The sequence below is a fragment of the Corynebacterium uterequi genome, from assembly GCF_001021065.1.
Taxonomy (GTDB): Bacteria; Actinomycetota; Actinomycetes; order Mycobacteriales; family Mycobacteriaceae; genus Corynebacterium; species Corynebacterium uterequi.
Genome location: NZ_CP011546.1, coordinates 387,848 through 413,788 on the forward strand (window position 1 = coordinate 387,848; position 25,941 = coordinate 413,788).

24 protein-coding genes and 2 pseudogenes are annotated in these 25,941 nt (G+C 65.6%); 22 read left to right on the forward strand and 4 right to left on the reverse strand.

The window, feature by feature from the left end; all coding sequences use genetic code 11:
• The first annotated feature begins 70 nt into the window (after positions 1–70).
• Together secY and CUTER_RS01830 are read left to right on the forward strand one after the other, a co-directional pair.
• On the forward strand, positions 71–1,402 hold the full coding sequence (secY, locus tag CUTER_RS01825; RefSeq protein WP_047258992.1) for a preprotein translocase subunit SecY: 1,332 nt from the start codon (positions 71–73) through the stop codon (positions 1,400–1,402).
• Positions 1,402–1,947, forward strand: a complete 546-nt coding sequence (locus CUTER_RS01830) for an adenylate kinase (RefSeq protein WP_047258993.1) — start codon at positions 1,402–1,404, stop codon at positions 1,945–1,947. Before secY ends, CUTER_RS01830 begins: the two co-directional genes overlap by 1 nt.
• Positions 1,948–2,029: 82 nt before the next feature.
• On the opposite strand, the pseudogene CUTER_RS01835 reads toward CUTER_RS01830, so the two are convergent.
• Positions 2,030–3,322: pseudogene (locus CUTER_RS01835) on the reverse strand (ISL3 family transposase).
• Positions 3,323–3,632: 310 nt separating this feature from the next.
• Here CUTER_RS01835 and CUTER_RS11210 point away from each other — a divergent pair.
• The 11 genes from CUTER_RS11210 (at position 3,633) to eccB (ending at position 11,210) form a co-directional block, all read left to right on the forward strand.
• On the forward strand, positions 3,633–4,118 hold the full coding sequence (locus tag CUTER_RS11210; protein ID WP_082121222.1) for a hypothetical protein: 486 nt from the start codon (positions 3,633–3,635) through the stop codon (positions 4,116–4,118).
• 16 nt (positions 4,119–4,134) lie between these two features.
• Positions 4,135–4,299, forward strand: a complete 165-nt coding sequence (locus tag CUTER_RS11705; RefSeq protein WP_158408107.1) for a hypothetical protein — start codon at positions 4,135–4,137, stop codon at positions 4,297–4,299.
• A 159-nt stretch (positions 4,300–4,458) separates the two neighbouring features.
• Positions 4,459–5,256 carry a type I methionyl aminopeptidase gene (map, locus tag CUTER_RS01840; protein ID WP_047258994.1) on the forward strand — a complete coding sequence of 266 codons (798 nt, stop codon included), beginning with the start codon at positions 4,459–4,461 and terminating at the stop codon, positions 5,254–5,256.
• 144 nt (positions 5,257–5,400) lie between these two features.
• The gene (infA, locus tag CUTER_RS01845) at positions 5,401–5,619 is read left to right on the forward strand and encodes a translation initiation factor IF-1 (RefSeq protein WP_047258995.1); all 219 of its coding nucleotides are present in this window, start codon (positions 5,401–5,403) and stop codon (positions 5,617–5,619) included.
• Positions 5,620–5,830: 211 nt separating this feature from the next.
• Positions 5,831–6,199 carry a 30S ribosomal protein S13 gene (rpsM, locus tag CUTER_RS01850; protein ID WP_047258996.1) on the forward strand — a complete coding sequence of 123 codons (369 nt, stop codon included), beginning with the start codon at positions 5,831–5,833 and terminating at the stop codon, positions 6,197–6,199.
• Positions 6,200–6,203: 4 nt separating this feature from the next.
• Positions 6,204–6,605 (forward strand): 30S ribosomal protein S11, encoded by a 402-nt coding sequence (rpsK, locus tag CUTER_RS01855; protein ID WP_047258997.1) that lies wholly within the window; start codon positions 6,204–6,206, stop codon positions 6,603–6,605.
• A 22-nt stretch (positions 6,606–6,627) separates the two neighbouring features.
• Positions 6,628–7,233, forward strand: coding sequence for a 30S ribosomal protein S4 (gene rpsD, locus CUTER_RS01860; protein WP_047258998.1), 606 nt, complete (start codon positions 6,628–6,630; stop codon positions 7,231–7,233).
• A 121-nt stretch (positions 7,234–7,354) separates the two neighbouring features.
• On the forward strand, positions 7,355–8,371 hold the full coding sequence (locus CUTER_RS01865; protein WP_047258999.1) for a DNA-directed RNA polymerase subunit alpha: 1,017 nt from the start codon (positions 7,355–7,357) through the stop codon (positions 8,369–8,371).
• Between the two features lie 52 nt (positions 8,372–8,423).
• Positions 8,424–8,906, forward strand: a complete 483-nt coding sequence (gene rplQ / locus CUTER_RS01870) for a 50S ribosomal protein L17 (protein WP_047259000.1) — start codon at positions 8,424–8,426, stop codon at positions 8,904–8,906.
• 120 nt (positions 8,907–9,026) lie between these two features.
• The gene (truA, locus tag CUTER_RS01875) at positions 9,027–9,890 is read left to right on the forward strand and encodes a tRNA pseudouridine(38-40) synthase TruA (RefSeq protein ID WP_082121223.1); all 864 of its coding nucleotides are present in this window, start codon (positions 9,027–9,029) and stop codon (positions 9,888–9,890) included.
• A 45-nt stretch (positions 9,891–9,935) separates the two neighbouring features.
• The gene (gene eccB, locus CUTER_RS01880) at positions 9,936–11,210 is read left to right on the forward strand and encodes a type VII secretion protein EccB (RefSeq protein ID WP_047259002.1); all 1,275 of its coding nucleotides are present in this window, start codon (positions 9,936–9,938) and stop codon (positions 11,208–11,210) included.
• Here the strand turns inward: eccB and CUTER_RS01885 are convergent.
• From CUTER_RS01885 to CUTER_RS01895, 3 genes are all read right to left on the reverse strand, one after another.
• Complete coding sequence (locus CUTER_RS01885; RefSeq protein WP_052843980.1) at positions 11,131–12,372, reverse strand: S8 family serine peptidase; 1,242 nt, start codon at positions 12,370–12,372, stop codon at positions 11,131–11,133. The two genes, eccB and CUTER_RS01885, sit on opposite strands and share 80 nt — an antisense overlap.
• Positions 12,372–13,721, reverse strand: coding sequence for a type VII secretion integral membrane protein EccD (eccD, locus tag CUTER_RS01890; protein ID WP_082121224.1), 1,350 nt, complete (start codon positions 13,719–13,721; stop codon positions 12,372–12,374). The genes CUTER_RS01885 and eccD overlap by 1 nt, the downstream gene beginning before the upstream one ends.
• Before the next feature lie 1,047 nt (positions 13,722–14,768).
• Positions 14,769–15,994 (reverse strand): IS3 family transposase gene (locus CUTER_RS01895; RefSeq protein WP_144412218.1). Its coding sequence is split into 2 segments (ribosomal slippage): positions 14,769–15,727 and positions 15,727–15,994, totalling 1,227 coding nucleotides; the frame shifts between segments, so codons are not numbered across the junction.
• A gap of 532 nt (positions 15,995–16,526) precedes the next feature.
• On the opposite strand from CUTER_RS01895, the gene CUTER_RS01905 reads away from it, so the two are divergent.
• The 9 genes and pseudogenes from CUTER_RS01905 to CUTER_RS01940 all read left to right on the forward strand — a co-directional run bounded on the left by CUTER_RS01905 (position 16,527) and on the right by CUTER_RS01940 (position 25,906).
• A complete protein-coding gene (locus CUTER_RS01905) occupies positions 16,527–17,792 on the forward strand; it encodes an HNH endonuclease signature motif containing protein (RefSeq protein WP_047259004.1) in 1,266 nt (421 codons plus the stop codon).
• A 569-nt stretch (positions 17,793–18,361) separates the two neighbouring features.
• On the forward strand, positions 18,362–21,982 hold the full coding sequence (gene eccCa / locus CUTER_RS01910) for a type VII secretion protein EccCa (RefSeq protein ID WP_047259005.1): 3,621 nt from the start codon (positions 18,362–18,364) through the stop codon (positions 21,980–21,982).
• 3 nt (positions 21,983–21,985) lie between these two features.
• On the forward strand, positions 21,986–22,954 hold the full coding sequence (locus CUTER_RS01915; RefSeq protein WP_047259006.1) for a type VII secretion-associated protein: 969 nt from the start codon (positions 21,986–21,988) through the stop codon (positions 22,952–22,954).
• 103 nt (positions 22,955–23,057) lie between these two features.
• A complete protein-coding gene (locus CUTER_RS01920; protein ID WP_047259007.1) occupies positions 23,058–23,372 on the forward strand; it encodes a WXG100 family type VII secretion target in 315 nt (104 codons plus the stop codon).
• Between the two features lie 32 nt (positions 23,373–23,404).
• The gene (locus tag CUTER_RS01925; protein WP_047259008.1) at positions 23,405–23,692 is read left to right on the forward strand and encodes a WXG100 family type VII secretion target; all 288 of its coding nucleotides are present in this window, start codon (positions 23,405–23,407) and stop codon (positions 23,690–23,692) included.
• Between the two features lie 295 nt (positions 23,693–23,987).
• The gene (rplM, locus tag CUTER_RS01930) at positions 23,988–24,431 is read left to right on the forward strand and encodes a 50S ribosomal protein L13 (RefSeq protein ID WP_047259009.1); all 444 of its coding nucleotides are present in this window, start codon (positions 23,988–23,990) and stop codon (positions 24,429–24,431) included.
• Complete coding sequence (rpsI, locus tag CUTER_RS01935) at positions 24,431–24,976, forward strand: 30S ribosomal protein S9 (protein WP_047259010.1); 546 nt, start codon at positions 24,431–24,433, stop codon at positions 24,974–24,976. The genes rplM and rpsI overlap by 1 nt, the downstream gene beginning before the upstream one ends.
• 251 nt (positions 24,977–25,227) lie before the next feature.
• A pseudogene (locus CUTER_RS11785) lies at positions 25,228–25,432 on the forward strand (ISL3 family transposase); the annotation flags it as partial.
• 192 nt (positions 25,433–25,624) lie between these two features.
• Positions 25,625–25,906 carry a transposase gene (locus tag CUTER_RS01940; RefSeq protein WP_047259011.1) on the forward strand — a complete coding sequence of 94 codons (282 nt, stop codon included), beginning with the start codon at positions 25,625–25,627 and terminating at the stop codon, positions 25,904–25,906.
• Positions 25,907–25,941 lie beyond the last annotated feature (35 nt).

Consider the following 25,941-nt stretch of genomic DNA (forward strand, 5'->3'; position numbering starts at 1 on the left):
CCCGCGGCGGGTAGGGGACGTCGACGCGCGGCCCGCCCGACGATGGTGACGTGGGAGCCAGGAGGCTTGTGTGTCCGCCATTTTGCAGGCTTTGAAGGACGCCGATCTGCGCAAGAAGATCCTCATCACGCTCGCGCTCATCGTGGCGTACCGGATTGGCGCCCAGATCCCGGCACCGGGTGTAGATTACGCCGCGATCCAAGCGCGGCTGACCACCCTCGGCGACGAAGAGGGCAACCTCTTCTCCATCGTCAACCTCTTCTCGGGAGGCGCGCTGCTCCAGCTGTCGATCTTCGCCATCGGCATCATGCCCTACATCACGGCGTCCATCGTGGTGCAGCTGCTCACCGTCGTCATCCCGAAGTTCGAGGAGCTCAAGAAGGAGGGGCAGTCGGGGCAAGCCAAGATGACCCAGTACACCCGCTACCTCACCCTCGCACTGGCGCTCATGCAGTCCTCGGGCATCGTCGCGCTCGCGGACCGGGAGCAGCTGCTCGGCCCGGGCTTCCCGGTGCTGGAGGAAGGCCACACCATCTGGGACCTCATCGTCATCGTGGTGACCATGAGCTCCGGCGCCATGCTCATCATGTGGCTCGGTGAGATCATCACCGAACGCGGCGTGGGCAACGGCATGTCTCTGCTCATCTTCGCCGGCATCGCCACCCGCATCCCCTCCGACGGCGTCAACGTCTTCGCCCAGTCCGGCGGCGTCGTCTTCGGCGTGGTCGTGGCCGCCGTCATCCTCCTGGTCATCGGCGTTGTCTTCGTGGAGCAGGGCCAGCGCCGCATCCCGGTGCAGTACGCCAAGCGCATGGTGGGGCGTCGCCAGTACGGCGGCTCCTCCACCTACCTGCCGCTGAAGGTCAACCAGGCCGGTGTTATCCCCGTCATCTTCGCGTCCTCGCTCATGTACGTGCCGGTCCTCATCACGCAGATCGTGCAGTCCGGCTCGCTCGGCGCGCAGTCCCCGGATAACTGGTGGCAGCGCTACGTCATGAGCTGGTTGCAGGCGCCGTCGTCCTGGCAGTACATCCTCCTGTACTTCGTTCTCATCATCTTCTTCTCCTACTTCTATGTTTCCGTTCAATATGACCCGAACGAGCAGGCGGACAATATGAAGAAGTACGGCGGCTTCATTCCGGGTATCCGCCCGGGCCGTCCCACCGCGCAGTATCTGGCGTTCGTCATGAACCGCCTGCTGTTCGTCGGCGCGATTTACCTGGGTGTCATTGCGGTGCTGCCGAACATCGCCCTTGACCTTGGCGTGGGGGGAGGCCAGGGCGCAAGGATGACGGCCTTCGGCGGTACGGCTATTCTGATTATGGTGTCGGTCGCGTTGACCACGGTCAAGCAGATCGAATCCCAACTTCTGCAAAGCAACTACGAAGGACTCTTGCGATAATGCGTCTCGTACTCCTCGGCCCGCCCGGTGCCGGTAAAGGCACCCAGGCCGCTCTTCTCACCGAAAAGCTCGGCGTTCCGCACATCTCCACGGGTGACCTCTTCCGTGCCAACATCGGCGAGGGAACCCCGCTGGGGCTGGAGGCCAAGGGGTACATCGACGCCGGCAAGCTCGTGCCCACCGACGTCACCGCCCGCATGGTGGAGTCCCGCCTCGACGAGGCCGACGCCGCCGAAGGCTTCCTGCTCGACGGCTTCCCGCGCACGGTGGAGCAGGCCGAGATCCTCACCGAACTGCTCGCCAAGAAGGGCCTCGCGCTCGACGGCGTGGTGAACTTCGAGGTGTCCGAGGACGTGGTGGTTGAGCGCATGCTCGCCCGCGGCCGCGCCGACGACAACGAGGAGACCATCCGCACCCGCCTGCAGGTCTACCGCAACGAGACCGCCCCGCTCATCGACCACTACGGCGACGCCATCATCACCGTGGCCGCCGAGGGCGAGGTTGAGGAGATCAACGCCCGCGTTATGGAGGCGCTGGGCAAGTAAGTCAGAGCGCTTGCCTGAGGGCCGAAAACCTTGTCGAGCAGGTCACATCCTGTTCCACGAGGTTGCGGCCCTTATATTCTCTTCACAATTGAGGGTGTAGTAGGGGTCTGACCCCGCCAGCCTCCAGCAGGCTACGGGCGATGTAGTGCGTGAGGTTGCGAAACCCCAAGGCGGTACCACGTAGGTGTTCCAACCGCCCGTTGATCGCCTCAGCCGGGCCGTTGCTCGAGCCAGGATGATCGAAAAACGCCAGGATGTCCTCCCGCCGCTTCGTCAAAGTCCGGCCAGGACGAGCCACCTCGACCAACCCACGAGGAACCCCCGAAGCGACCGAAGTAATCAGCTCCGCCATGATCTTCTTACCTTCGGCCCGACGCTTAGCCCGGTACGCGGTGATCATCCGCTGATACACACCCCACGTCGCCTCGACTTCGACATGATGATCATCAGCAAACAACCCTTGCAACCGTTGGTACTGCCTGTCGGTGAGCAACCCCACACCAGTATGAAGGGTCCGCCGGTTGTGATACAACGGGTGGTTCTTACGCCCGCGGCCACCATGAAGCTCGACCTGCACGCGACGCCGACAATCATCCAGCGCATCGCCTGCTAACCGGATGACGTGAAACGGATCCATGACTGCCGTGGCGTGAGGGATCTCCTGCTCAGCAGCGGTTTTAAACCCAGTAAAGCCATCCATCGCGATGACCTCCACCCCGTCGCGCCACGCTGGTGGCTGGGATGCAAGCCAAGGCTTTAAAGACCTGCTTGGAGCGCCCTTCGATCATCGCCAACAACCTACTAGGCCCACTACCAGTACTCACCGGGGTTAAATCGATGACAACGGTGACATAGTGGTCGCCGCGGCGGGTGTGGCGCCAGACGTGCTCGTCCACCCCGATCACGGTGACATCATCGAACCGGGCCGGATCATCAAGCAAGACCCGCTTACCTTCGGCTAAAACGGCAGCATTGGCGGTGTTCCAGGACACCGCCAACCGAAGCGGCGATGCGTGACATCGACATATGGTTGACCACCAAGGCTTCCAACGCCCAGCGTAGCGCCCCGCGGGACAGGCGCGAACGAGGCTGACACGCCTGGGTTAAGGTCATGGCGCCATACATGCCCGCAGTTGGTGCACTGGTAGCGGCGTAGTCGGATGTGCAAGGTGCTCGGTCGTCATCCGAAGGGGATGTGAGCGAGCGTGAGGATGATGCTGTCGCGGGCTCGGCCAGGGCATCCGCACCGGTGGCGGCGATCATCGGGATTTGTTGGGCGGCATAGCAGGATCGCTTCCTCGTGGTCGAGGCCGTAAAACGTGGTCAGATCAGGCCGGGTCCAGGTAGCGTAGTCCGTGTCGAGGTCTTTCGTGATGTGTGTGTCGCAACGTTCATCATGCCAAGGACCTCGACCCGCGCCGGCCACGGCACCGACTACGCGGCTACACCCTCAACTGCTAAGGGCGAAAAAGTGATACAACTCACAGAAATATAGGCTCATAACTCTTGTGCGACGTAGGGGGTAAGGTTATGCTTACCTTATCGGCAAAAGCTGATACTGGAACTTCGGATTGAGTGTAGAACCCGGTTGTTCCAGTCTCCGTACTAGCCTTACCTCGGTCGCTCTTTTGAGCTTTTCCTTGTGACTGGGCGTATGGATAGTGTCCTTTATAAGGAGTTCCACCATGAGCATCATCCGTCGTGCAGCCTGCCTTTCAGCGGCTGCAACTATTCTCTGTGGGCTGGCCCCTACGGCGATCGCATTTGCAGATCAGGCGACACCCAACGTCACCCGAGAGAATGCACAGTATTTCTCTTTCTCTTCAAGCCCGGATGGCCGTGATGTCATCGTCAACCTTACTGACGGATACTCTTTCGTGAAGGAAGGTGACAGTGTTAGTGTTGTTGATGACGATGGGAATGTAACGGAGGTTCTTCCGACTGTAGCAACTGACAGTAACGGTGATCCTATTGAATTCTACTACTGGTTTGATGGGGAGAACAAGCTCCATGTAACCAGGACTGAAGTCGGTGGTTACGTGACGTACGGTTGGTGGTCAAAGTGGGGCAAGTGTGTCGCTGGGACGGCTGGCTCCGCACTCGTAGGGTCTGCCGGCGGGCCAGCGGGCACAGTCGGCGGCGCACTGGTCGGCGCTGCAACTTTCTGCTAGGGAAGCGGTGTCAAGTATGAGAACCATCAAGGACCCGCAGACCACTATCAACATATGGATTGGCATTGCGCTAGCCAGCGCGGCACTGGTTGTGGTCATGGGAAAGCCTGCGGTCATTTTCCTTTTGTTTGCGATCGCGGGCCTTGGGCTAGCGGCGAAATCCTACGCGCCGAAGAATTAGACGCTCCCTAGCCTGATCTGACTCCCGCCCCCGAAGCCGTGCGCGGCCGCTGCCCTGAGGCGCCGCCTGGCGTCGGGGGCGTTCGCCGTTGTCCGCCCGGTGTAGCGTGGGCATAGTTGTTGTTTGCTCATAGTTACACTGAGAGGTCTGATATTTAACATGGCGTTTCGCAAGCGTATGAAGAAGGTCCCGGCGAAGACGCCGGGCGAGCTCGACGCCATGGAGGCGGCCGGACGGATCGTCGGTCAGGCACTCGTCGCCGTTCGGCAGGCCGCAAAACCCGGCATGAGTACCGCTGACCTCGACGCCATTGCGGAGGCCGTCATCCGGGATGCCGGCGCGATTCCGACGTTTAAGGGCTACCAAGGGTTCCCGGCGTCGATCTGCGCCTCGGTCAATGAGGTCATCGTCCACGGAATCCCGGATGCGGACACCATTATCCACGAGGGGGACCTCGTGAGCATCGACTGCGGGGCGACGCTCGATGGCTGGGTGGGGGATTCGGCGTGGAGCTTCGGCATCGGCGAGCTTGACGACGCCAGCGATCGGCTCAACCGCGCCACCGAGTGGGTGCTACACGAGGGGCTCAAGGCGATGGTTCCCGGCAATCGCCTCACGGATGTGTCCTTCGCGCTGGAGCAGGCGACCTACGCGGCGGAGGCGCGCTTCGACGTTGATCTGTTCATCGTGGACGGTTACGGCGGGCACGGCATCGGCCGGACCATGCATGAGGACCCGTACTTGGCCAACGAAGGCCGCAAGGGCCGGGGGCCGATCATTCAGGAAGGCTCCGTGTTGGCGATTGAGCCGATGCTGGCCGCCGGCACCGTGGACAACGCGGTGCTGGAGGACGGATGGACGGTGGTCACCACGGATGGCTCCTGGGCGTCGCACTGGGAGCACACCGTCGCTGCGACTGCGGATGGACCGCGCATCCTCACCCCGCGTGACGTTTGATTTTGACTGGTCAGTGGCGTAAGCTGCGTCGAAGGTACACGTGGAATGGAGCTAATGAAGCGTGTATCGCCTACTTGCATTGGTCGAAGATATGGCCTGACCTGCACCCATGGTGGAGATCAGGGGCCAGGATTGAAAGAGGATATGGCAAAAGAAGGTGCAATCGAGGTCGAGGGTCGAATCGTCGAACCTCTGCCGAACGCTAACTTCCGTGTCGAGCTCGACAACGGACACAAGGTGCTTGCCCACATCAGCGGCAAGATGCGCCAGCACTACATCCGCATCCTCCCGGAGGATCGCGTCGTGGTGGAGTTGTCTCCCTACGACCTGACCCGCGGCCGCATCGTCTACCGCTACAAGTAAGATCTGACAGCCTCCTCACCTAGGGTTCGGCGCACAGTGTCGCCGCGTGATGGTCTCGCGCGCGCCGTCGAACCTGATCCACCTTCGGCCACGGTGGCCGAAGCCCCGCGAATCACGACCCACTCCTCCGGTCATCGGCCCGGACAAAGCGTCGCGTGGCGGGGACGGATGGGGAGAAAACCACCGTACCAACCCGAAAGGCACGTACCACATGGCACGTCTTGCTGGTGTTGATCTGCCGCGCAACAAGCGCATGGAGATCGCACTCACCTACATCTATGGCATCGGCCCTGCCCGAGCCAAGGAGCTCCTGGAGCGTACCGGTATTTCCCCGGACCTGCGTACCGACAACCTGACCGATGATCAGGTGTCCGCGCTTCGTGACGTCATCGAGTCCACCTGGAAGGTCGAGGGTGACCTCCGCCGCCAGGTTGCCGCTGACATCCGTCGCAAGATTGAAATTGGTTCCTACCAGGGTCTGCGCCACCGTCGTGGCCTGCCCGTCCGCGGCCAGCGCACCAAGACCAACGCGCGCACGCGTAAGGGACCGAAGAAGACGATCGCAGGAAAGAAGAAGTAACTAGATGCCTCCGAAGAGCCGTGGCGCGCGCCGTACTGGCCGTCGCGTCGTCAAGAAGAATGTGGCCCAGGGCCACGCCTACATCAAGTCCACCTTCAACAACACCATCGTGTCGATCACCGATCCGCACGGTGCCGTGATCTCCTGGGCTTCCTCCGGGCACGTCGGGTTCAAGGGCTCCCGTAAGTCCACCCCGTTCGCCGCTCAGATGGCTGCCGAGAACGCCGCCCGCAAGGCGATGGAGCACGGCATGAAGAAGGTTGACGTTTTCGTGAAGGGCCCGGGCTCGGGCCGTGAGACCGCCATCCGTTCCCTCCAGGCCGCCGGCCTTGAGGTGTCCTCGATCTCGGATGTGACCCCCCAGCCGCACAACGGCTGCCGTCCGCCGAAGCGTCGCCGCGTCTAGGGAAAGGAAAGGTAACTAGAAAATGGCTCGTTATACCGGCCCCGTCACCCGTAAGTCTCGTCGTCTCCGCGTCGACCTCGTCGGCGGAGATATGTCCTTCGAGCGTCGCCCCTACCCCCCGGGGCAGGCTGGCCGCGCTCGCATCAAGGAGTCCGAGTACCTCATCCAGCTGCAGGAGAAGCAGAAGGCTCGCTTCGCCTACGGCGTCATGGAGAAGCAGTTCCGCCGCTACTACCAGGAGGCTAACCGCCTCCCGGGCAAGACCGGCGACAACCTGCTGATCCTGCTGGAGTCCCGTCTGGACAACGTCATCTACCGCGCCGGCCTGGCTCGTACCCGCCGTCAGGCGCGTCAGCTGGTCTCCCACGGTCACTTCACCGTGAACGGCAAGAAGATCGACGTCCCGTCCTTCAAGGTCACGCAGTACGACATCATCGATGTGCGCGAGAAGTCGCGCAAGATGCTGTGGTTCGAAGAGGCCCAGGACCTGCTGGTCGACGCCGTCGTCCCGGCCTGGCTTCAGGTCGTTCCGTCCACCCTGCGCATCCTCGTGCACCAGCTGCCCGAGCGCGCTCAGATCGACGTTCCGCTGCAGGAGCAGCTCATCGTCGAGTTCTACTCGAAGTAAACCCTTCTTTCCCGCACCTGCGCGGCGCCCCGGCGTCGTCGAGTGTGGGGGAGGAATCTTCACTCGCCCCCATCGTTTCCTACCCGGCGTCAGATAGCGGTCGCCGAATAAGGAGAAAAGCATGCTCATTTCCCAGCGTCCCACCCTCACCGAGGAAGTCATCGACCAGGCGCGCTCGAAGTTCACCATCGAGCCGCTGGAGCCGGGCTTCGGCTACACCCTGGGCAACTCGCTGCGTCGCACCCTGCTGTCGTCCATCCCGGGCGCGGCCGTGACCAGCATCAAGATCGACGGTGTCCTCCACGAGTTCACCACGATCAACGGCGTTGCCGAGGACGTCACCGAGATCATCCTCAACGTCAAGGGCCTGGTGCTCTCGTCGGAGTCCGACGAGCCGGTATCCATGTACCTGTCCAAGGAGGGACCGGGTGTGGTTACCGCCGGCGACATTCAGCCGCCGGCCGGCGTGGAGATCCACAACCCCGATCACCACATCGCCACCCTCAATGAGCACGCGAAGATCGACATGGAGCTCATCGTCGAGCGGGGCCGCGGCTACGTGCCGGCCGCCTCCTCGGTGTCCTCCGCCGACCTGGGTCGCATCCCGGTCGACCAGATCTACTCCCCGGTCCTCAAGGTCAGCTACAAGGTTGAGGCCACTCGTGTTGAGGGCCGTACCGACTTTGACCGGCTCATCATCGACGTCGAGACCAAGAACTCCATCACCGCGCGAGATGCCCTGGCTTCCGCCGGCGGCACCCTGGTGGAGCTCTTCGGCCTGGCCCGTGAGCTCAACACCTCTGCCGAGGGCATCGAGATCGGGCCGTCGCCGCAGGAGACCGAGTTCATCGCGGCGTACCAGATGCCGATCGAGGACCTGAACTTCTCCGTCCGCTCCTACAACTGCCTTAAGCGGCAGGAGATCCACACCGTCGGCGCGCTCGCTGAGTGCACTGAGTCCGACCTGCTGGATATCCGCAACTTTGGGCAGAAGTCCATCAACGAGGCGAAGATCAAGCTCGCGCAGCTGGGTCTCACCCTCAAGGACGCGCCGGAGGACTTTGACCCGAGTGAGCTCGAAGGCTATGACGCCGAAACCGGCGGCTACATTGACCCGAGCGCTGAAGATTCCGAGTAAAACGTCTCATCAGCTTTAACGCGCTTAAGCACACGTATACGAGGAGTAACCCATGCCTGCACCTAAGAAGGGCGCCCGTCTCGGCGGCTCCGCGGCTAACCAGAAGCACATTATGTCTAACCTGGCCGCGGCTCTGTTCGAGCACCACGCCATCAAGACCACCGACGCCAAGGCGAAGATGCTGCGTCCCTACGCGGAGAAGCTCGTCACCAAGGCCAAGGGTGGCACGCTGGCCGACCGTCGTAACGCTTTGAAGAAGGTCCAGAACGAGACCGTCATCAAGCACCTCTTCGACGAGCTGGCCCCGAAGTTCGAGAACCGCCAGGGCGGCTACGTCCGGCTCATCAAGCTGGAGAACCGCGCCGGCGACAATGCCCCCATGACCCGCGTTGAGCTGGTCCTGGAGGAGACTGCCGCTGCCGAGGCGACCCGCGCTACCCGCGCCGCCGCCTCCCAGAAGCAGGCCGAGGAAGCCGACGCCGCTGAGGCCGAGAACACCGAGGCCCCCGAGTCCGCCGAGGCCGAGCAGAACTAAGTTCTGCCCCGGGCCCCGCGTGGCTTGTCGCCCCGCCGCACCGGTACCCACCTAACGTGGGCGCCCGCGGCGGGGCGGTTTTATATGCTCAACGACGTCCCACTTAAGAAGGATGCCCCGATGACCGACCAGGACTTAAGGCTTCGCCTTGACATCGCCTACGACGGCACCGACTTCCACGGCTGGGCCGCGCAGAAGGACCCCGCGCTGCGCACCGTCCAGGGGGTGCTGGAGGACGCACTCAGCCTGATCCTGCGCACCCCGGTGCGGCTCACCGTCGCCGGGCGCACCGACGCCGGCGTGCACGCCACCGGCCAGGTCGCGCACGTCGACGTGCCAGCGTCGAGCCTGGCGCAGCGTTCCATCGACGGCGACCCATCGCGCCTGGTGAGACGTTTGGGGCGTTTCCTGCCCGACGACGTTCGCGTCGGCGCCGTCTCAATAGCCCCGGCCGGGTTCGACGCCCGCTTCTCCGCCCTGCGCCGCCACTACGAGTACCGCGTGTGTACCCACCCGGCAGGCGCGCTTCCCACCCGGGCCCGCGATACCGCCTCGTGGCCGCACAGCGTGGATGTTCACGCCATGCAGGATGCCGCCACGGTGCTGCTGGGCCTGCATGACTTCGCCGCGTTTTGCAAGGCCCGCCCCAACGCCACCACGGTGCGTGACCTGCAGGAATTTAGCTGGCGGGTCGACGGCGCTGCGTCAGAGCAGGTGTACGTCGCCACCGTCGTCGCCGATGCCTTCTGCTGGTCCATGGTGCGTTCCCTCGTGGGCGCGTGCCTGAGCGTGGGCCAGGGACGCCGCGACGTCGACTTCGTCGCCGCGCTGCTGGGGCAGGAACAGCGCAGCTCGCAGATCCCCGTCGCCCCGGCGAAGGGGCTCACGCTCACGGGCGTCGATTACCCCGGTGACGATCAGCTCGCCGCCCGCGCCCTGGCCACCCGTGCTCGTCGAGATGCGCCGGGGGCGCCTACCGCCTAGGCTAACTGCCAGCACGTACGTGATCTCTTTGGAGGGGAAGCGATCATGAGTTCGCCGATGCTGCCAACCACCAGGGTGCAGGTATCCGGGCACAAGTTCCTGCGGCGCCGGGTCGAGCACGGCCTCATCTTCGGCGACATCCGCATGATCCACGACCCACTGCGTTCCCGGAGCCGGGCGCTCATTTTCGGGGTGGTGGCGCTGGTGCTGACGATGCTCGGCGCCGGACTGTTCGCGTGGATGAAGCCCGAAGCCCGCCCCGGTGAGGCTCCCATCCTCGCCGACGCGTCCGGGGCGCTGTACGTCCACGTCGACGGCCGCGTGTTCCCCGTGACGAATCTGGCCTCTGCGCGGCTCATCGTCGGTGAGGCCGCCGACCCGGCCCGCGCCGGCGCGGAGTTCTTCGCCGGGATTGAGCACGGACCCCTCGTGGGCATCCCCCTGGCACCGGGGTCGATCGCGGAGGACTTCAGTGCCTTACCCGCCGCTTGGTCGGTCTGCTCGGATGCCGAGCAAGAGGTGGTGGTCGTCGGCCCGGCGGCACCCGCCCCGCCGCGGCTGTCGGGCGACGCGGCCCTGCTCGTCGACGCCGCGGGCACGCAGTGGCTGGTCACCGCCGACGGCCGACGGGAGCTACCCACCGCCGATAGCGCCGATGGCCGGATTCTGCGCCGCAACTTAGGGATCGGCGCCGACACGGCGCTGCTGGCAGTCCCCGAGCAGGTGCTGTCCGGGTGGACCCACCGGCCCGCGTGGGCATTGCCGTCGCCGCTGCCCACGGTGCTCGACGCCGACGGCACGTGGTGGGCCCGCGTCGACGACTCCGTCACCGAACTCACGCCGACCCAGGCGGCCATCCTCCTCGACGCCGGGGCGCCGCGCGAAACCACGACGCGGGCCGCCGCCGCCGGGTTCCGCGACGGCCCGCCGGTGAACCTCCCGGCGACCGTGCCTCAATTGTCCAGCCAGCCCGGATACGTCTGCGCCCTCGGTGACGGCGGGGCCGGGGTGAGCGAGACGCTGCCGCCGAAAACGGTGGTGCCGGGCATCACCGAAGTGTCCGCGGTGGCAGGCATGCCGGGGCAGGCGATAGCGGTGGACACCGGACACGAGCGTCACATCATCGCCCCGACGGGGGTGCGCTACCCCATCTCTGAGGAGGGGTTGGTTGCCCTTGGCGTCGCGTCGGTGGGCAAAGCCCCGTGGTCGGTGGTGGGTTTACTGCCGCCGGGGGCTGAGCTCAGCGCCGATCGTGCCCGGCGGGCGGTACCCCTCGGCGAAGGGGACGCCCCGGACGGCGTCGTGCCCGACGGCCTGTAACCGGACCCCACCCGCCGCGCAGAACCCCGCCAGCGGCAGCGGCGGCGACGAGGATCGCCACCGCGGCGGCAAGCAATCCCTTCCCGCGCCGTTCGACGTCGTCGGGGGCGGGGTGAGGCGGGGACAACCATGCGTGCTGCTGCGACAACGACGCCGGCGTGGTCGGCACGTGCTGGAGGACGGCGGCGGGGTCAACGAACCCGCCCTCGGCCGCGGAGAGCACATGCGCGCGGACCTCGGCGGCGGAGAGCTCGGGATGGAGCTGCCTGAGCAGCGCCACGGTACCGGTGACCACGGGAGCGGCGAAACTCGTGCCCCGGAACTCAATGAGCTCACCGGTGGGCAGTGTCAACGCTCCGGCGAAACCCTCGCCGGTGGGGGACACGGCCGTAGGCACGAACGCCCCGGCGCTGACGTCCGCTCCGGGCAGGGAATAGTCGGCGAGATGGTAGGCGTCTTCCCGGGCGCCGACGGTGAGCACCGTCTCCGCGTGGGCAGGAAGCGCCACCGAGTCGTCGGCGCAGCCGCCCGTCGTGTTTCCCGCCGCCGCGACGACGACCACCCCGGCGGCCTCGGCGGCGGCGAGGGCCTCGTCCAACACCCGCAGGTCCGCCGCCGCGACCTCGGCGGGGCTCAGGCAGGCGACGACGGAGATGTTGATGACGTTTGCGCCCGCCGCCACGGCCTGGTTGATCGCCTCCGCGAGTGTGGCGACCGTGCCGACGGGTTCGCCGATTCCGCCGCGAGCGGCGCTCGTCTGCCGAATCGACAGCACCGTCGCGTCCGGGGCGACGCCGAGGCTACGACCAGCGATGACACCAGCGACGACAGTGCCGTGACCGTCGCAGTCCAGCAGCGGTTGCGGAAAGTCCGGGTCCACCAGGTCCGCCACCGCCTCCAGCGTACCCAGCTCCGGGTGAGCGGCCACCCCGGTGTCGATGACAGCGACCCGGATGCCGGCGCCACTGGCCACCCCGAGATAGTCCCGGCTAACGGCCGGCTCATCCGGTGGCGGGGCCGGCACCGGTTGGGGGCACTCCGGGGGCCGGATGACCTCCTCGGGCGGCGCGTCGGTCGGCGCGTCTTGGGCGATGAGCATGGGAGTCCCGCCCATCGCGAGGCTAAGCATGGCCGTCGCCGCCACGGCGGCGAGGCGCCGCATCAGCCCAGCCCCCGAATGGCTGCGAGCAGACCGGACACCCAGCCGGCCAGCGGCAACACGGCGACGACGGCCACGAGCTCGGCCCGCTCCCACCAGATAGCCGACGTCGGCTCGATCCGCGACACCCTACCGGCCCACAGTGGTGCGGTCACGGTCGCCGCAGCGACGATAGCTCCCAGCACCCACGAATGCCCCGCGGCCGCCACCACGGCCGCCACGAGCGCGACGACGCTGAGACACCACGCCGGAACCGGTGGGCGGAACCTTGCCGCCTGCAGTCCCGTGGCCCCCGCCAGCGCCAACGCCAGCAGTTGAGCCCCCCACCCGCCGACGCTTCCCACCGCCACTACTCCCGCGACCGCGACCACGGCGATACCCACCGCGATCCCGTCGGCGAGGGCGCGTGCCCGGCTCGCGCGGGCGTCGACGTCCGGCTGGTGCAGGTCCGAGACTGACATCTCCTGACCGGCGGTGGGGATCCGCGGCACGGACAACCCGGCCAAGGACGTCGCCATCCCGGGCAGCGCGCTCACGGCGACGATGATCGTCACCAGCGCCGCCGACCCCACCGCGGCCACCGGATCCCCTGGTACCAACAGTCCCGCGCCGGCGACGGCGAACAACCCGCACGTGGTGAGCAGCGCAGCCGTCACCCGATCGCCCGCCACGCCCACGATCCGCATCCCCGCCGTGACCAGCGCGGCGGCCGCCAGCCCGGCGGCGGCGATCCACGCCAGGGAGGTTTTGCTCGCCAGGCCGGACTCCGCCCAGGCCGAGGGATGCCAGAGGTCCTGCCCGCCCACCGCCGAGACAGCCGCCACGGCGGCGAACAGGGCAGCGGGTACGACGAGTTCCCCGCGCCGGCGTTGCCACAACGCGGTGATGACCAGCGTCGTCGCCCCGGCCAGCGCCGCCCACCCGATGCCGACCCACGGCAGGAGGGCACCGGCGGCGGCACACGCGCCAGCCACGCTCGCCGCCGATAACGCGTGGGCCGCGCCCTGACCGGTGGCCTGGGCGACGAGCGCCTCGGCGGCGTCGCGGACAATCGGCGCGTCGACGGGCTCCGCGGGGTGTAGCAGGATGACGTCGCCGTGGTTCACCGACAAGTCCGCTAGCGGCTCCGCCATCGGCAGCGGGGCGCCACCGGGGCTGGATGCCCGCCACGGCCGGGTGACCGTGGGTGCGTCGACGAGCTCAAGCAACTCCGGTAACGCCTCCAGCAGGGAAGACGACGACGGCAGGGACACATCCGCCTCTGAGCGGAAGGCACCAATGTGGACGCGGACGCACACTCTCAGCGTGTGCGCGGACCGCCGGGTTAGCCCGGCGTGGCGTGGAACAGACATTTCTCCCCCTGATCTGCTGTACGGATTATCTTGGCCTAAAACCCGGTTCGTGTCCACAGCTTGAGCGGTCGGCGAGGGCTGGAAACGGCGACAGCTTCAGTGATATGCGGCTGGAGCCATGCGAGGGTCTCGGTTTGAACCGCAGTGATGCAGTGATGATGTGTCGATGTCGTCGACATGTTCCCGGTGGTGGTGCGCCTCAACTGAGAGCACCGAGGTTGCCGTCACCTGGGGATTTTGAAGACTTCTAGCGTGCTTGAGACCTCCTTGGCAATCTGGGCAGACAGAAGGCAGAAGGCGAGCCCTATGAGCACGCTCAGAATCATGTCGCGTCAGGCCTTCGCCCCCGAGCTTTCGACAAGCGCGGGAGTGTTATGCCGTTCGTGGTTCCTTTTTGGTGGACTTGGCTTAGGCGGGGTGCGGCTAGCGGAGGATGAAGCGGGTGGAAACGAGGATGGCTGAGCGATGCACGTGCATCGCTTGAGAGGCGTCGACGGTTGGCCCTGGGCGAGGAGGCTGGCTGGGGCTTTGACGGACCCAGGCCAGAGGGTCGACTGTAGCCAGATGGCCGCAGACGATGCACGTGCATCATAGGGGACGGGATCTGCCGGAGGTTGGTCCTGGGAGGCAAGCTAGGGAGCAGTCCGAGGATGTGGCCGCGTCGAGCTGGAATCCTAGCCGCCGGAGCGGGCGGAAGGGATGCACGTGCATCACCCGGGGGCCGGCAGAGATGCGACGGGACAGGCCACCGGCGAGGAGCTCATTTACAGGTGGCCGGTGAAGCCCGAAACGATGCACGTGCATCACCCGGGAGGCGATTTGCCGGAGGTCTGTATCGGGCGGGAGGGTGGATTGCGTAGGAGGCGTCAGCTGCGGCCGCGTCAGGCTGGAACCCTGGCCGCCGTCAATGGGCTGAAGCGATGCACGTGCATCACTTGAGAGGCATCGGCGCCCGGGCTGACGGTAAAGGGGCAGGCTCCAGCCCATGATGAGCGCCGAAACGATGCACGTGCATCTGGGGTTGCCCGCAAATCGTGGACAGTTCGATTAAGCAGCGCGGCCTGAGGCCGACTCCTTCTCCAAGTGGTAATTATTTTCGAAACTGACAGGTGGGAGACCACCCAACGACGAATGACGCCGTTGCCGGTTGTAAAACCCCTCGATCCAACCCGCCACCGCACGACGAGCTTGATCCCGGGTACGCCACCGTCGCCGCTGGTAGAACTCCGTTTTTAGCGTCGCCCAAAACGATTCAGCCATCGCGTTATCAAAACACACCCCAGTACGTCCCACCGACTGAGCGATCCCGAGTTCCTGGCACACACGGTACAGCTGATCACTGGTGAACTGCGTGCCACGATCAGCGTGAAACACCACACCCTCAGCCACCTCGCCACGCAAGGTGTGCGCCATCCGAAGGGCCCGTTCCACCAGGTCAGTGCTCTGGTGCGCGTCCATCGCCCACCCTAAGACCCGGCGAGAACACCCATCACGGACCGCACACAGATACAGCCAACCCTCCCCGGTACGCAGATACGTGATATCGGAGATCCACACCTTATTCAGTTCCCCGGTGTCAAAGACTCGTTCCACCCGATCTGGGATCTGGTGCCGTGCTACACCGGGTACTCGCCGAGCCGGAGTCCACGATCGCGGTGAGATGCCTTCAATGCCCAGCCTGCGCATCGACTTGGCTACCGTTTTCTTATCCACCACCAGGCCCATGCCACGTAGATCAGCGGTGATCCGCGGTGCTCCGTAGGTCTGGTGGGACTGGGTCCAGGACCTCAGCACGCTGGCATCAAGCGCGGCGCGCTGCATGTCACGAGGGTCATCACCGGCAGCTTTGAGCCTTTGCTGGCTCGCCCACTTGTAGTAGCCCGAGCGGGAGACCTGCAAAAGCCTGGCCATGCGGCAGATGCTGTAGTTGGCCTTCTCCTGCGCCATCAGCTGGAAGCGTTCTACTTTTGTTGCTTCGACGCGAAGAAGGCTGCTGCTTTTCCCAAAAACTCGTTATCAAGCTTGAGCTCGGCGACCTGTTTACGCAGGCGTAGCAGTTCTGCGCGTTCGTCGGCGTCGAGTACCTCAGCCTGGTGTGTGGCTGGGTCGCTGGGCTGGCGTTCTTTCTTCACCCACCGGCTCAACAGGGAGGCGTTGATGTTGAGTTCCTTGGCTACCACCGAGATCGGGCGGCCGGTATCAAGAACCAATCGGGCGGCTTCGCGCCGGTATTCCGGGGTGTAGGTCTTCCTCGTTGCCATAGTGACAGACATCCTTCCTGACAGGCCTGTGGCCCATCCTTATCAGGTGTCCACTACTCGAGGGTAACCCCACATCGTTTTAGAGGCGTCGCAGACGCAGTGGCGAGCCCGGGCCGGCGGCGAATGAGCCAGCTTGCGGCCGGTGGATGAAGTCCGAAAACGATGCACGTGCAGCACCCCGGGTGAAGGCTTCCGGCAGCCAACCCGGGGCGAGCGCACGGCTGTCGTAAACGGCCCGAAGCGATGCACGTGCATCACTTGGGAAGCGTCGACGCCACGGCGAGGCCGGGCCGACAGCAAAGAAGGGGGGGCAGGCTCTAGCCCACGATGAGCACTGAAACGATGCACGTGCATCACCCACCATAACCACCACGTTCGAACCAAACGTTCCCACCCAGCAGTAAGGCCTAGCCCGCCCAGCTGCACCAACAGGCATACTGTGACCAAAATCGCACCCCTGTACGATAGCAAACACGTTCTACCCGGCTATGATAGGAACCATCATCACACCACGGGGAAACCACACACGGGGGACACGTAGCTCATGCCCACCACATCACTGATCGACCTCACCGACGCCCGCGACGACGACATCACCAGCATGCTCACCCACGCCCACCGCACCATCACCCGCTCGAAAGCCGCACTGATCGCCGCGATCGCACAGTTCCACGCCCGTGGGCTGGCCGAACACTTCGGCGCCCCGTCGACTGCGACGTGGCTTATCCGCCACTTCCAACTCGCCTCGTCCACCGCCCGGGAGTTAGTCCGTGTCGCGGTGTTCATCACCCAGCACCCTAGGGTTGCTGACGCGTTCTACCTCGGCCGATTGTCCTATTGCGCGGTGCGGTTGCTCATGGCGGTTGTCGATGAGTCCACCACCGAGGATGAAGAAGACGCCATTGTTGCCGCGGCGGAAGGACTAACGATCACTGAGCTACGCGCAGCACTTGCGCCGCTGAGGACACCGCGGGAAGACAAGGTGGAGAAGATCCGTATACGCACCCAGGATGATGGGTGGACGACAGTCAGTATCACGTTGAACCCGGATACGGCTGCGGAGTTTGCGGCGGCGTTGAAAACCGCGGAGTTAAGCAACTACGGCGATACCACCACCAAGATTGAGGACTCGGACGTTCAACCTGGGGATGTAGCCGATCAGATCGCTGGGTTGGATCCGCACGGCACGCACGGTGCGGGGGTGGTGGGTGTGAGTCGGTTTGGTGCTCCTGCCAGGGTGCGGTTGATGGGGGCGTTTAAGGCGGTGGTGCATATTGTGCGTTCCCAGCCGGTGTCGAGGGTGCGTGCCCCGGGCGCGGAGGTGATCTACGTGGTGAGGGAAGATGATGGTGGGGTGCCGCGGGTTGTTAGTGATCCGTCGGCGGTGGCTACGGGTCGGGCGGATAAGTTGTTTAATGCCCGGATGCGTACTTTGTTGGTGGATGGTGTGGGGAATGCGGTGTCGTTGAGTTCGTCGACGCGGTTGGCGACTAATCGGCAGGTCAAAGCGTTGGTGGCGCAGTGGTCGGGGGTGTGTGCTACTCCGGGGTGTGGGCATAGTCGGTGGTTGGAGATGCATCATATTGTGGACTGGGCTCAGGGTGGGCCGACGGATATGTGGAATTTGGTGGTGTTGTGTTCGGCGTGTCATACGTTGGTCACGAATGGGCAGATGCGGATCACGATTGATGATAAGGACCCTTCGCGGTTGCATTTTCGGGCGAGGGGGTCGCATTTTGTCAGTTGTCGGCGTGGTGCGCCGGTGACATTGGAGTCGTTGCTGGCCCGTAAGGCCCCGACCGCGGCGTAAGCCCCGCCTGGGGGTTAGGCCACGCTTTCTTCCAGCAGCCATGGGAGCCGCGAATCCGCTCGGCCGGGTGTCGATAGGTGGCGTTCTCGTGCCGAGGCCGGCGCTGTGGAGCTTAACAAGACAGTCCACGAAACCATCGGCCGCCTCATCGTGAGAAACCCTGTGACCTGCGGACTGGACTGGTTGTGGCTATTTTAGGGGCTCTTCACAGTTGAGGGTGCAGCCGAGTAGTTGACCCCCTTGGCCGGATCAGGTTGCTTTGCTTAAGAGGGGGACCGGCGTGCCGTTTCGCTTCAATAGCTTTAAGTAAGTAGGACCGAAAAAGCTCCGGAGCCTCATGCAGCGTCGCACGCCAAGGTGACGGGTTCGGGGATGCCACCCGAGGCTCCCTTCACCCCCACCCACCGTTCGTCGTGCCGTGGCGGGAAACGTGGCTTAGAATCCGGTGCATATCCACAGCCATGAATGGCCGACGGGGGTCTGGCCGGCTGTGGCGAACACACTTGAACTGTGGGGAACACACTTGAACTGTGGGGAACACACTTGAACCTCGGGGGAGGACTGCGGCTGTGATCGATGTTGACGACGGCTACATTGTCGAGCCTCGGCGCGCCGGAGAGCGCGAACCGGCGCCACCGAGCCCGACGGGAAACATCCTCATCGACGCGGTCCCGCCGGCGCGTCGGCCGCAGCCGGTGCCCATCGTGCGGATCCTCATGCCGATCGTCATGGTTGCAGCGATGGTGGCCATGGTGGCGGTCATGTTCCTCGGCGGACGTTCCGCCAGCCCCGTCATGCTGGCCGTGCCGCTGATGATGGGCCTGTCCATGCTCATGATGTTTGCGCCTCCGCAGTCGGAAGGGGACGTCGACGAGGTGCGGCGGACCTATCTGCGCCACCTCGGGCAGGTCCGGGAGAAGGCGCTGGCCAATGGCTATAAGCAGCGCATGCACGCCGTGCACCGCCATCCGTTGCCCCAGGACCTGGTGTTCCGGGTCGGCACGGACCGGATGTGGGAGCGTTCCGCCGCGGATAAGGACGCCTGCGAGGTGCGGGTGGGAGTGGGCACGGTGCGCCTGACTACGCCCGTCGACGTGCGCGAGTCCGGCGCGGCCGAGGACCTGGAGCCGGTGTGCGCGATGAGCGTGCGTCGCATCCTCAACTCGGTGTCCGTGGTCCCGGAGATGCCGATGGTGCTCAACCTCAAGGCCTTCGGCCTGTTCGCGGTGAGCGGACCGAGGGCGCGCGGGCTGGTTCGGGCGGTGGTGGCCCAGCTCGTCGTCGCTCTTGGGCCGGAAAGCCTTGGGCTGTCCGTGCAGGGGAGGGGGTGGGAGTGGACGCGGTGGCTGCCGCACTGCGCCGACCCGGCGGCCGCGGATGTGCGCATCGTGCTGCTCGACGACCAGGGCACGGCGTTTGAGGAGTACCTCACGAACGACGCCTGGGACGTGGTCATTGCGATAGCGGATGGAGCTGACCAGCACTCGCTCATGACCAGGGGCATGGAGGAGGGCCTGGCGGTGGTGGTGGACGAGGACGTGACCGCCGTCTCCGAGGACGGCCCCGAGTGCCTGGGCCGGGCGGACTACCTCAGCGTTAAAGAGGCGGCGCTGTTGGCTCGGGCGATGACCCCGTATCGTCGGCCGCGCACGGTCACCGCCCAGCGTGCCGGGGATCTGCTGGCGCTGTTGGGGATCGACGGCGCGGACGCGGTCACTCCGGACCAGCTGTGGCGCGGCAGCCTAGGGACCCAGCGGCGCCTGGTGGTGCCGATCGGGGTCACGGAGAGTCAGAGCCCGCTCAACCTGGATCTCAAGGAGGCGGCGCACGGCGGCATGGGCCCGCACGGGTTGTGTATTGGCGCCACGGGGTCGGGTAAGTCAGAGTTGCTGCGCACGCTGGTTACCGCGTTGGCGGCCACGCACTCGCCAAGGGATCTCAACTTAGTCCTCGTGGATTTTAAGGGCGGGGCGACGTTCCTGGGGTGCGAATCGCTGCCGCACACCGCTGCGGTCATCACGAATCTGCAGGATGAGGCGGTGCTCGTCGAGCGTATGCACGACGCCCTGTCGGGTGAGCTCAATCGCCGCCAGGAGGTGCTGCGTAAGGCGGGTAATTACGCGAACATCACCGAGTACAACGCCGCTGAGGCGACGCCGTTGCCGTCGTTGGTCATCATCGTCGATGAGTTCTCCGAGTTGTTGGGCCAGCACCCGGACTTCGCGGACTTGTTCGTCGCCATCGGGCGGTTGGGCCGTTCCCTCGGCGTGCACTTGCTGCTGGCCTCGCAGCGGCTGGAGGAGGGCAAGTTGCGCGGGTTGGACTCGCACCTGTCCTACCGCATTGGGTTAAAAACCTTCTCTGCGGGGGAGTCTCGGCAGGTCCTCGGGGTGCCGGATGCCTACCACCTGCCGTCGAGGCCCGGTTCCGGGTACCTGCGCACGGATTCCGAGAAGCTCACGCGTTTCCAGGCGGCGTACGTGTCCGGGCCGGTCAGCCGGAGGGTGCGCAGGGAGGACGCCACGTCGCCCGACGGGCCGCGTGGGGTGGAGGAGTTCCGGGGGATTGTCGTCGACGCCCCCGGCGACGCCGACGCCGAGTACGTCACCGATGCGTCCACGACGCTGCTGCGGGTGGTCGTCGACGCCGCCCGCGACGCCGCCCGCGTGCGGGGGCTTAAGGCGCACTGCGTGTGGTTGGATCCGCTGCCCGAGCGCGTCGAGCTCTCCGCGGTGGCCACGGAAGGTGCTGCGGCGCTGAGTGCCACCATCGGCATGATTGACCGGCCGTACCACCAGCGCCAGGACCCGTACACGCTGGACCTCACCACCCGTGGCGGGCATGTGGCCGTCTGCGGGTCGCCTCAGACGGGAAAGTCGATGGCCTTAGTCACCCTCGTCGGCGCGCTGGCGCTGAGTACCACGACCTCGCAGCTGCGGGTGTACCTCATCGACCTAGGTGGCGGCTTCTTGGCGACGTTGACGCGACTGCCGCACGTGGCGGGCTACGCCGGGCGTGGGGAAACGGAGAAGATCCGGCGGATTGTGGACGAGGTGGCGGGGTTTGTCACCTCGGGCCAGGACGGGCACACGCTGTTGGTCATCGACGGCTGGCACGCCATCGCCGCCGCCGGCTCCGACCTGGAGGCGCTGGTGGACCAGGTCACCGCGCTGGCCGCCGACGGCCCGGCCGCCGGCGTGCATCTGGCGATAGCCACACCCCGGTGGACCACCCTGCGCCCCGCCATCCGCGACCTGTTGGGCCATCGCATCGAGCTGCGGGTCGGGGACCCGATGGATTCCATCGTCAACCGCAAGGCCCAGGCCGCGGTGCCGGTCTCACCGGGGCGTGGCGTGACCACGGAGGGGGAGCAGATGCTCGTCGCGTTCACCTCCGCGCAGGACATCGAGCACCTGCGGGTGCGCGCCGAGAACCTAGGCCAGCACCCCGTGCCTAGGTTGAAGCTGCTGCCGACGTCGTTGTCGCTGGCCTCGCTGGAGCCGGCGCCAACGACGCCGGCCGGGGCGGTTGTGTTTGGCGTCGGCGGGCCGATGCTTCAGCCCGGCTATTGGCACCCGGAGGTGGACTCTCACCTGGTCATCGTCGGCGCGGCGGAGTCCGGCAAGTCCACCGCCGTCGCCGCGGTGTTGGCGGGGCTGAGCACCCGGGACCGGGCCGACGTGCGCCTCGTGGTCGTCGACGTCCGGCGGGCGCACCTCGGCCGGGTGGGTGATGAGCTGTTGGCGGCCTACGCGGCGTCGACGGCTGCCGCCGAGGACGCGCTGCGCGACACCGTCATCACCCTGCGCCAACGCCTGCCCGGCGCGGAGCTGGATGCCGCCGCGCTGGCGAGCCGGTCGTGGTGGTCCGGCCCGGAGCTGTTCGTGGTCATCGACGATCTGGAGTTGGTGCCCGAGACGCAGCTGCGGGAGTTGGCGGAGCTGTTGCCGCACGCCCGGGACATTGGGCTGCATGTCGTGGTTGCCCGGAAGTCCGGTGGGGTGGCGCGGGCGTTGTATTCCGGGTTCTTGGCGGCGCTGCGTGACACCCAGCCGGCGGCGTTGGTGCTCTCGGCGGAGCGGGAGGACGGCCCGGTGTTCGGGGTGACCACGTCTTTGCAACCGCCGGGGCGGGCCCGGTTTGTCATCCGCGGCGAGGACCGCGGCCTCTATCAGATAGCGCAGGTATAACGCATGTCCCTTACGGAGGTTTCCCGGCCGACGTTGCACGTCACCGTCTTCGATTCGGCCACGGTGTTCGACGGGGTGGGTCCCGACGACGTCGTGTACCGCTACGACCTGCCCGGCGCCAGCTACGCCGAAGGGTGGGCGCGCGACGCGGTCGTCGAGCAGATCGCCGCCCTGGCCGGCACCCACTGGCCCGAGGTCACCGTCACCATTGATGCTTCCGCCGACGCCGCCGAGCAGCTTAACGAGTGGTTGCTCGACGAGGGGGTGCGGGTTATTGACGCGCTCGGCGTGGGGGAGGACCCGGCGACGGTCGTCGCCCGCGCCGTCGGGGCAGTGGAGGCCGGCGAGGACACCGCCGTGGCGGAGGAAACCCCGGGTGAGCAGCGCCGACGGTGGGTTCTCCTGGCCGCGGCGGTGGCGGCGCTATTCGCGCTCGGGGTGGTGGCGGTGGTGGTGTGGGGGCGTGTGACCGCGCCCGACACCGCCGACAGCGCGGTGGTGAGCTCACCACCGCCGGCGCAGAGCTCGGAGGCCAAGGCAGCCGAACCGCCGGCGTCGCCCTCGCCCTCGCCCTCGGCGGAGCCGACGGAGACGCTCACCCTCGACGCAGTCAAGGTCACCCTGCCGGAGGGCTATCAGCTCGCCGCCGGGGACGCCGGGACCGTCGTGGCCACCGGCCCGGACCCGGACACGCGCCTGCACCTCGTGGTCCAGCCGGCTGGCGGGGCGCCGGAGCAGGTGCTCGACCAGCTGGCCCTCGACGTCGACGCCGACCCGCAACTCATCGCCCCCGAGCGGGCCGCGGAGTCCTTCTCCTACGCGGAGCTGCCCGGCGACGGCTCGCAGGTGGCGTGGCACACGTGGTTTGAGGGCGAGAACCAGCTCGTCGTCGGCTGCCACTACCGCCGCCAGCCCAGCGTCGCCGGCCAGCGGGCGTGCGAGATGGCCCGCGACACACTCACCCATTCATAGATGGAACCCAATCGGCTAACAGCCAGTCGAAGAATAGTGAGGCGCACACCGACACCGCGGCTCACTGTCCACTACCCAGCACACCAGAAAGGTCCTTAATCCGATGAGCCAGTTGTTCAACACCGAAGCCGAGGTCATGATCGCGACGGCCGGCAAGGTCGACGCCGTCAATGCCAACGTGCAAGCCGAACTGTCCCGCATCCGCGGCCGGGTCGCCGACGTGCAGGCCGTGTGGGCCGGCGACGCCCAGCGCAGCTTCGACGACATCATGCAGCGCTACGACGTCAACGCGCACAAGCTCCAGGACGCGCTCACCGCCATCGCCGACAACATCCGCGGCAACGCCCACCACTTCTCCGACGTGGAGGCCTCGCACGCCCAGTCCCTCAACTCCGCCGGCGCCGGGCTGGCGCTGTAGTCACACCCCGATACCTCGAAAGGCACACACTCATGAGCTTCATCAAGTACCAATTCGGCGAGATCGACAGCGTCGCCGGCGACATCCGCACCACCGCCGGGCGCATCGGCTCCGAGCTCGACGCCCTCAAGGCGGACCTGCGTCCCATGGTGGACACGTGGGAAGGCGACTCCTCGGAGGCCTACCAGGCCCGCCAGGCAGAGTGGGACGCGGCCGCGGCCGAGCTCAACATCATCCTGCAGTCCATCACCCAAGCGCTGTCTGAGGGCAACACCGCCATGTCCGACATCAATCAGGCCGCCGCGAGGTCCTGGAACTAACGCTCGCCGCGCGGTAAGGGCGGGGCCGAATCCCCCACACACCGAACAAGCACAACCGCGTCAGGGGCACGACGCATTGCGGGTTGGTCCCACCCGGCTGCCACGGCCACGAACGCCACCTGGACTCAGGTGGCGTTTTGCCATGTCAGCAGGTGGTGGCGTAGGGTTGTTGGCCTGTGTCCACCTGGTTTTTGGATGCGTCGACGGGTCTCCACCGGCCGCCGTCGCCGCAGGTGAGGGTGGGCGCGTGACTAGGCCGGCAGCACCTTCTAGACAGACTTTCAAGGAGTCATGCATGTCTACTTACCACCCGAAGAGCGGTGACATTACCCGTAAGTGGTACGTCATCGACGCGACCGACGTGGTGCTGGGCAAGCTTGCTTCCACCGCAGCTGACCTGCTGCGCGGCAAGCACAAGCCCCAGTTCGCGCCGAACGTGGACACCGGCGATCACGTCATCGTGATCAACGCCGAGAAGATCCACATCTCCTCTAACAAGCGTGATCGCGAGATGCGCTACCGCCACTCCGGCTACCCGGGTGGTCTGAAGTCCATGACCCTGGGTCAGGCTCTCGACACCCGCCCGGAGCGCGTCATCGAGGAAGCCATCAAGGGCATGATGCCGCACAACAAGCTCTCCCGCGCCTCCATCAAGAAGCTGCACGTCTTCGTCGGTGCCGAGCACCCGTACGGTGGCCAGCAGCCCGAGACCTTCGAGTTCAAGCAGGTGACCCAGTAATGACCGACGCCAACATCACCAACGAGGCCGTCGAGGAGAACGTGGCCTCCGCCGAGGACATCGCCGCCGCTCAGGCCGCTGCCGAGGACTTCTCCTACACCATCGGTGACTCCTTCGAGGCTGAGGCCGAGGTCGAAGAGGTCGCCCCGATCGTCCACGAAGGCCCGATCCAGACCGTTGGCCGCCGTAAGCGCGCCATCGCCCGCATCGTGCTCAAGCCGGGCACCGGCGAGATCACCATCAACGGCCGCACCCTGGAGAACTACTTCCCGAACAAGGTCCACCAGCAGGACATCCTGTCCCCGCTGGCGCTGCTTGATCGTGAAGGCCAGTTCGACATCAAGGCCAACATCGGTGGCGGCGGCCCGACCGGCCAGTCCGGTGCCCTGCGCCTGGCCATCGCCCGCGCCCTGAACATCTACAACCCGGCGGATCGCCCGGCCCTGAAGAAGGCTGGCTTCCTGACCCGCGACGCTCGTGCCGTCGAGCGCAAGAAGGCCGGTCTGCACAAGGCCCGCCGCGCCCCGCAGTACTCCAAGCGTTAAGCTTCGCTTCTTCCGCAAGCTGTTCGACGCCGCGCCTCGAGGATTCGTCCTCGGCGCGGCGTCGCTGCGTGTGTTGCCGGTGATAGCTTTGAGGTCATGACTCTTAGCCGGGATGTGATGGTTCGGAACCTGAGGTCTTTTCAGAGCTACTGGTCCCAGGAGATTGCTGACTGGAAGCAGCAGGGCCTGACTGGCGAGGAGCAGAAGAGCGCCCAGCGGTTCTGGATTGATCTGTTCGGCTGCTTTGGCGTCTCGGCGGCGAGGAAGCGGCCCTGCTATGCCTACCAACCAACCTGGACGACCGGTGCCACCGGTGCGGATGCCCTGGCCGAGCCCGCGACAGCATCATCCGCACGCTTGCTCACATCCCCTTTCGGATGGCGACCGAGCACCTTGCACATCCGACTACGCCGCTACCAGTGCACCAACTGCGGGCATGTATGGCACCATGACCTTAACCCAGGTGAAGCGGTCTGGGTTGGTGAGAGGGCATGATGCAACACAGGAGGAAGATCATGGCTACCAGCCCTTATGACCAGGAGACCCGGTGAGGGGTGCACAGTTTTCAGGACCAGGCTGGATCAGAGTCGATGACAATCGACGTACCCACAGCGTGGAGGGCACGTCCCAACAAGAAAGACGACCACCATGGCCACCAAGAAACGCCGCTCACCCGAGGACCTCATCCGGGCGCTGAACACCGCCGATGAACTCGCCGCTACCGGAGCCTCCAGCGGCCAGATCGCCGCCCAACTCGGGGTCTCCGCCGCGCCCTTGTACAACTGGCGTAAAAAGTACCGCGGCATGGACATCGACGCCGCCAAGCAGCTCAAAGCCTTGAAGGAAGAAACCGCCACCCTCAAACGCCTCCTCGCCGACAAAGTCGTCGAAGCCGACGCGCTGAGGGAGATCACCAAGGGAAAATTCTAAATGGTGGTGGTGCTGTGTGTATTGCTTGTGCCGCA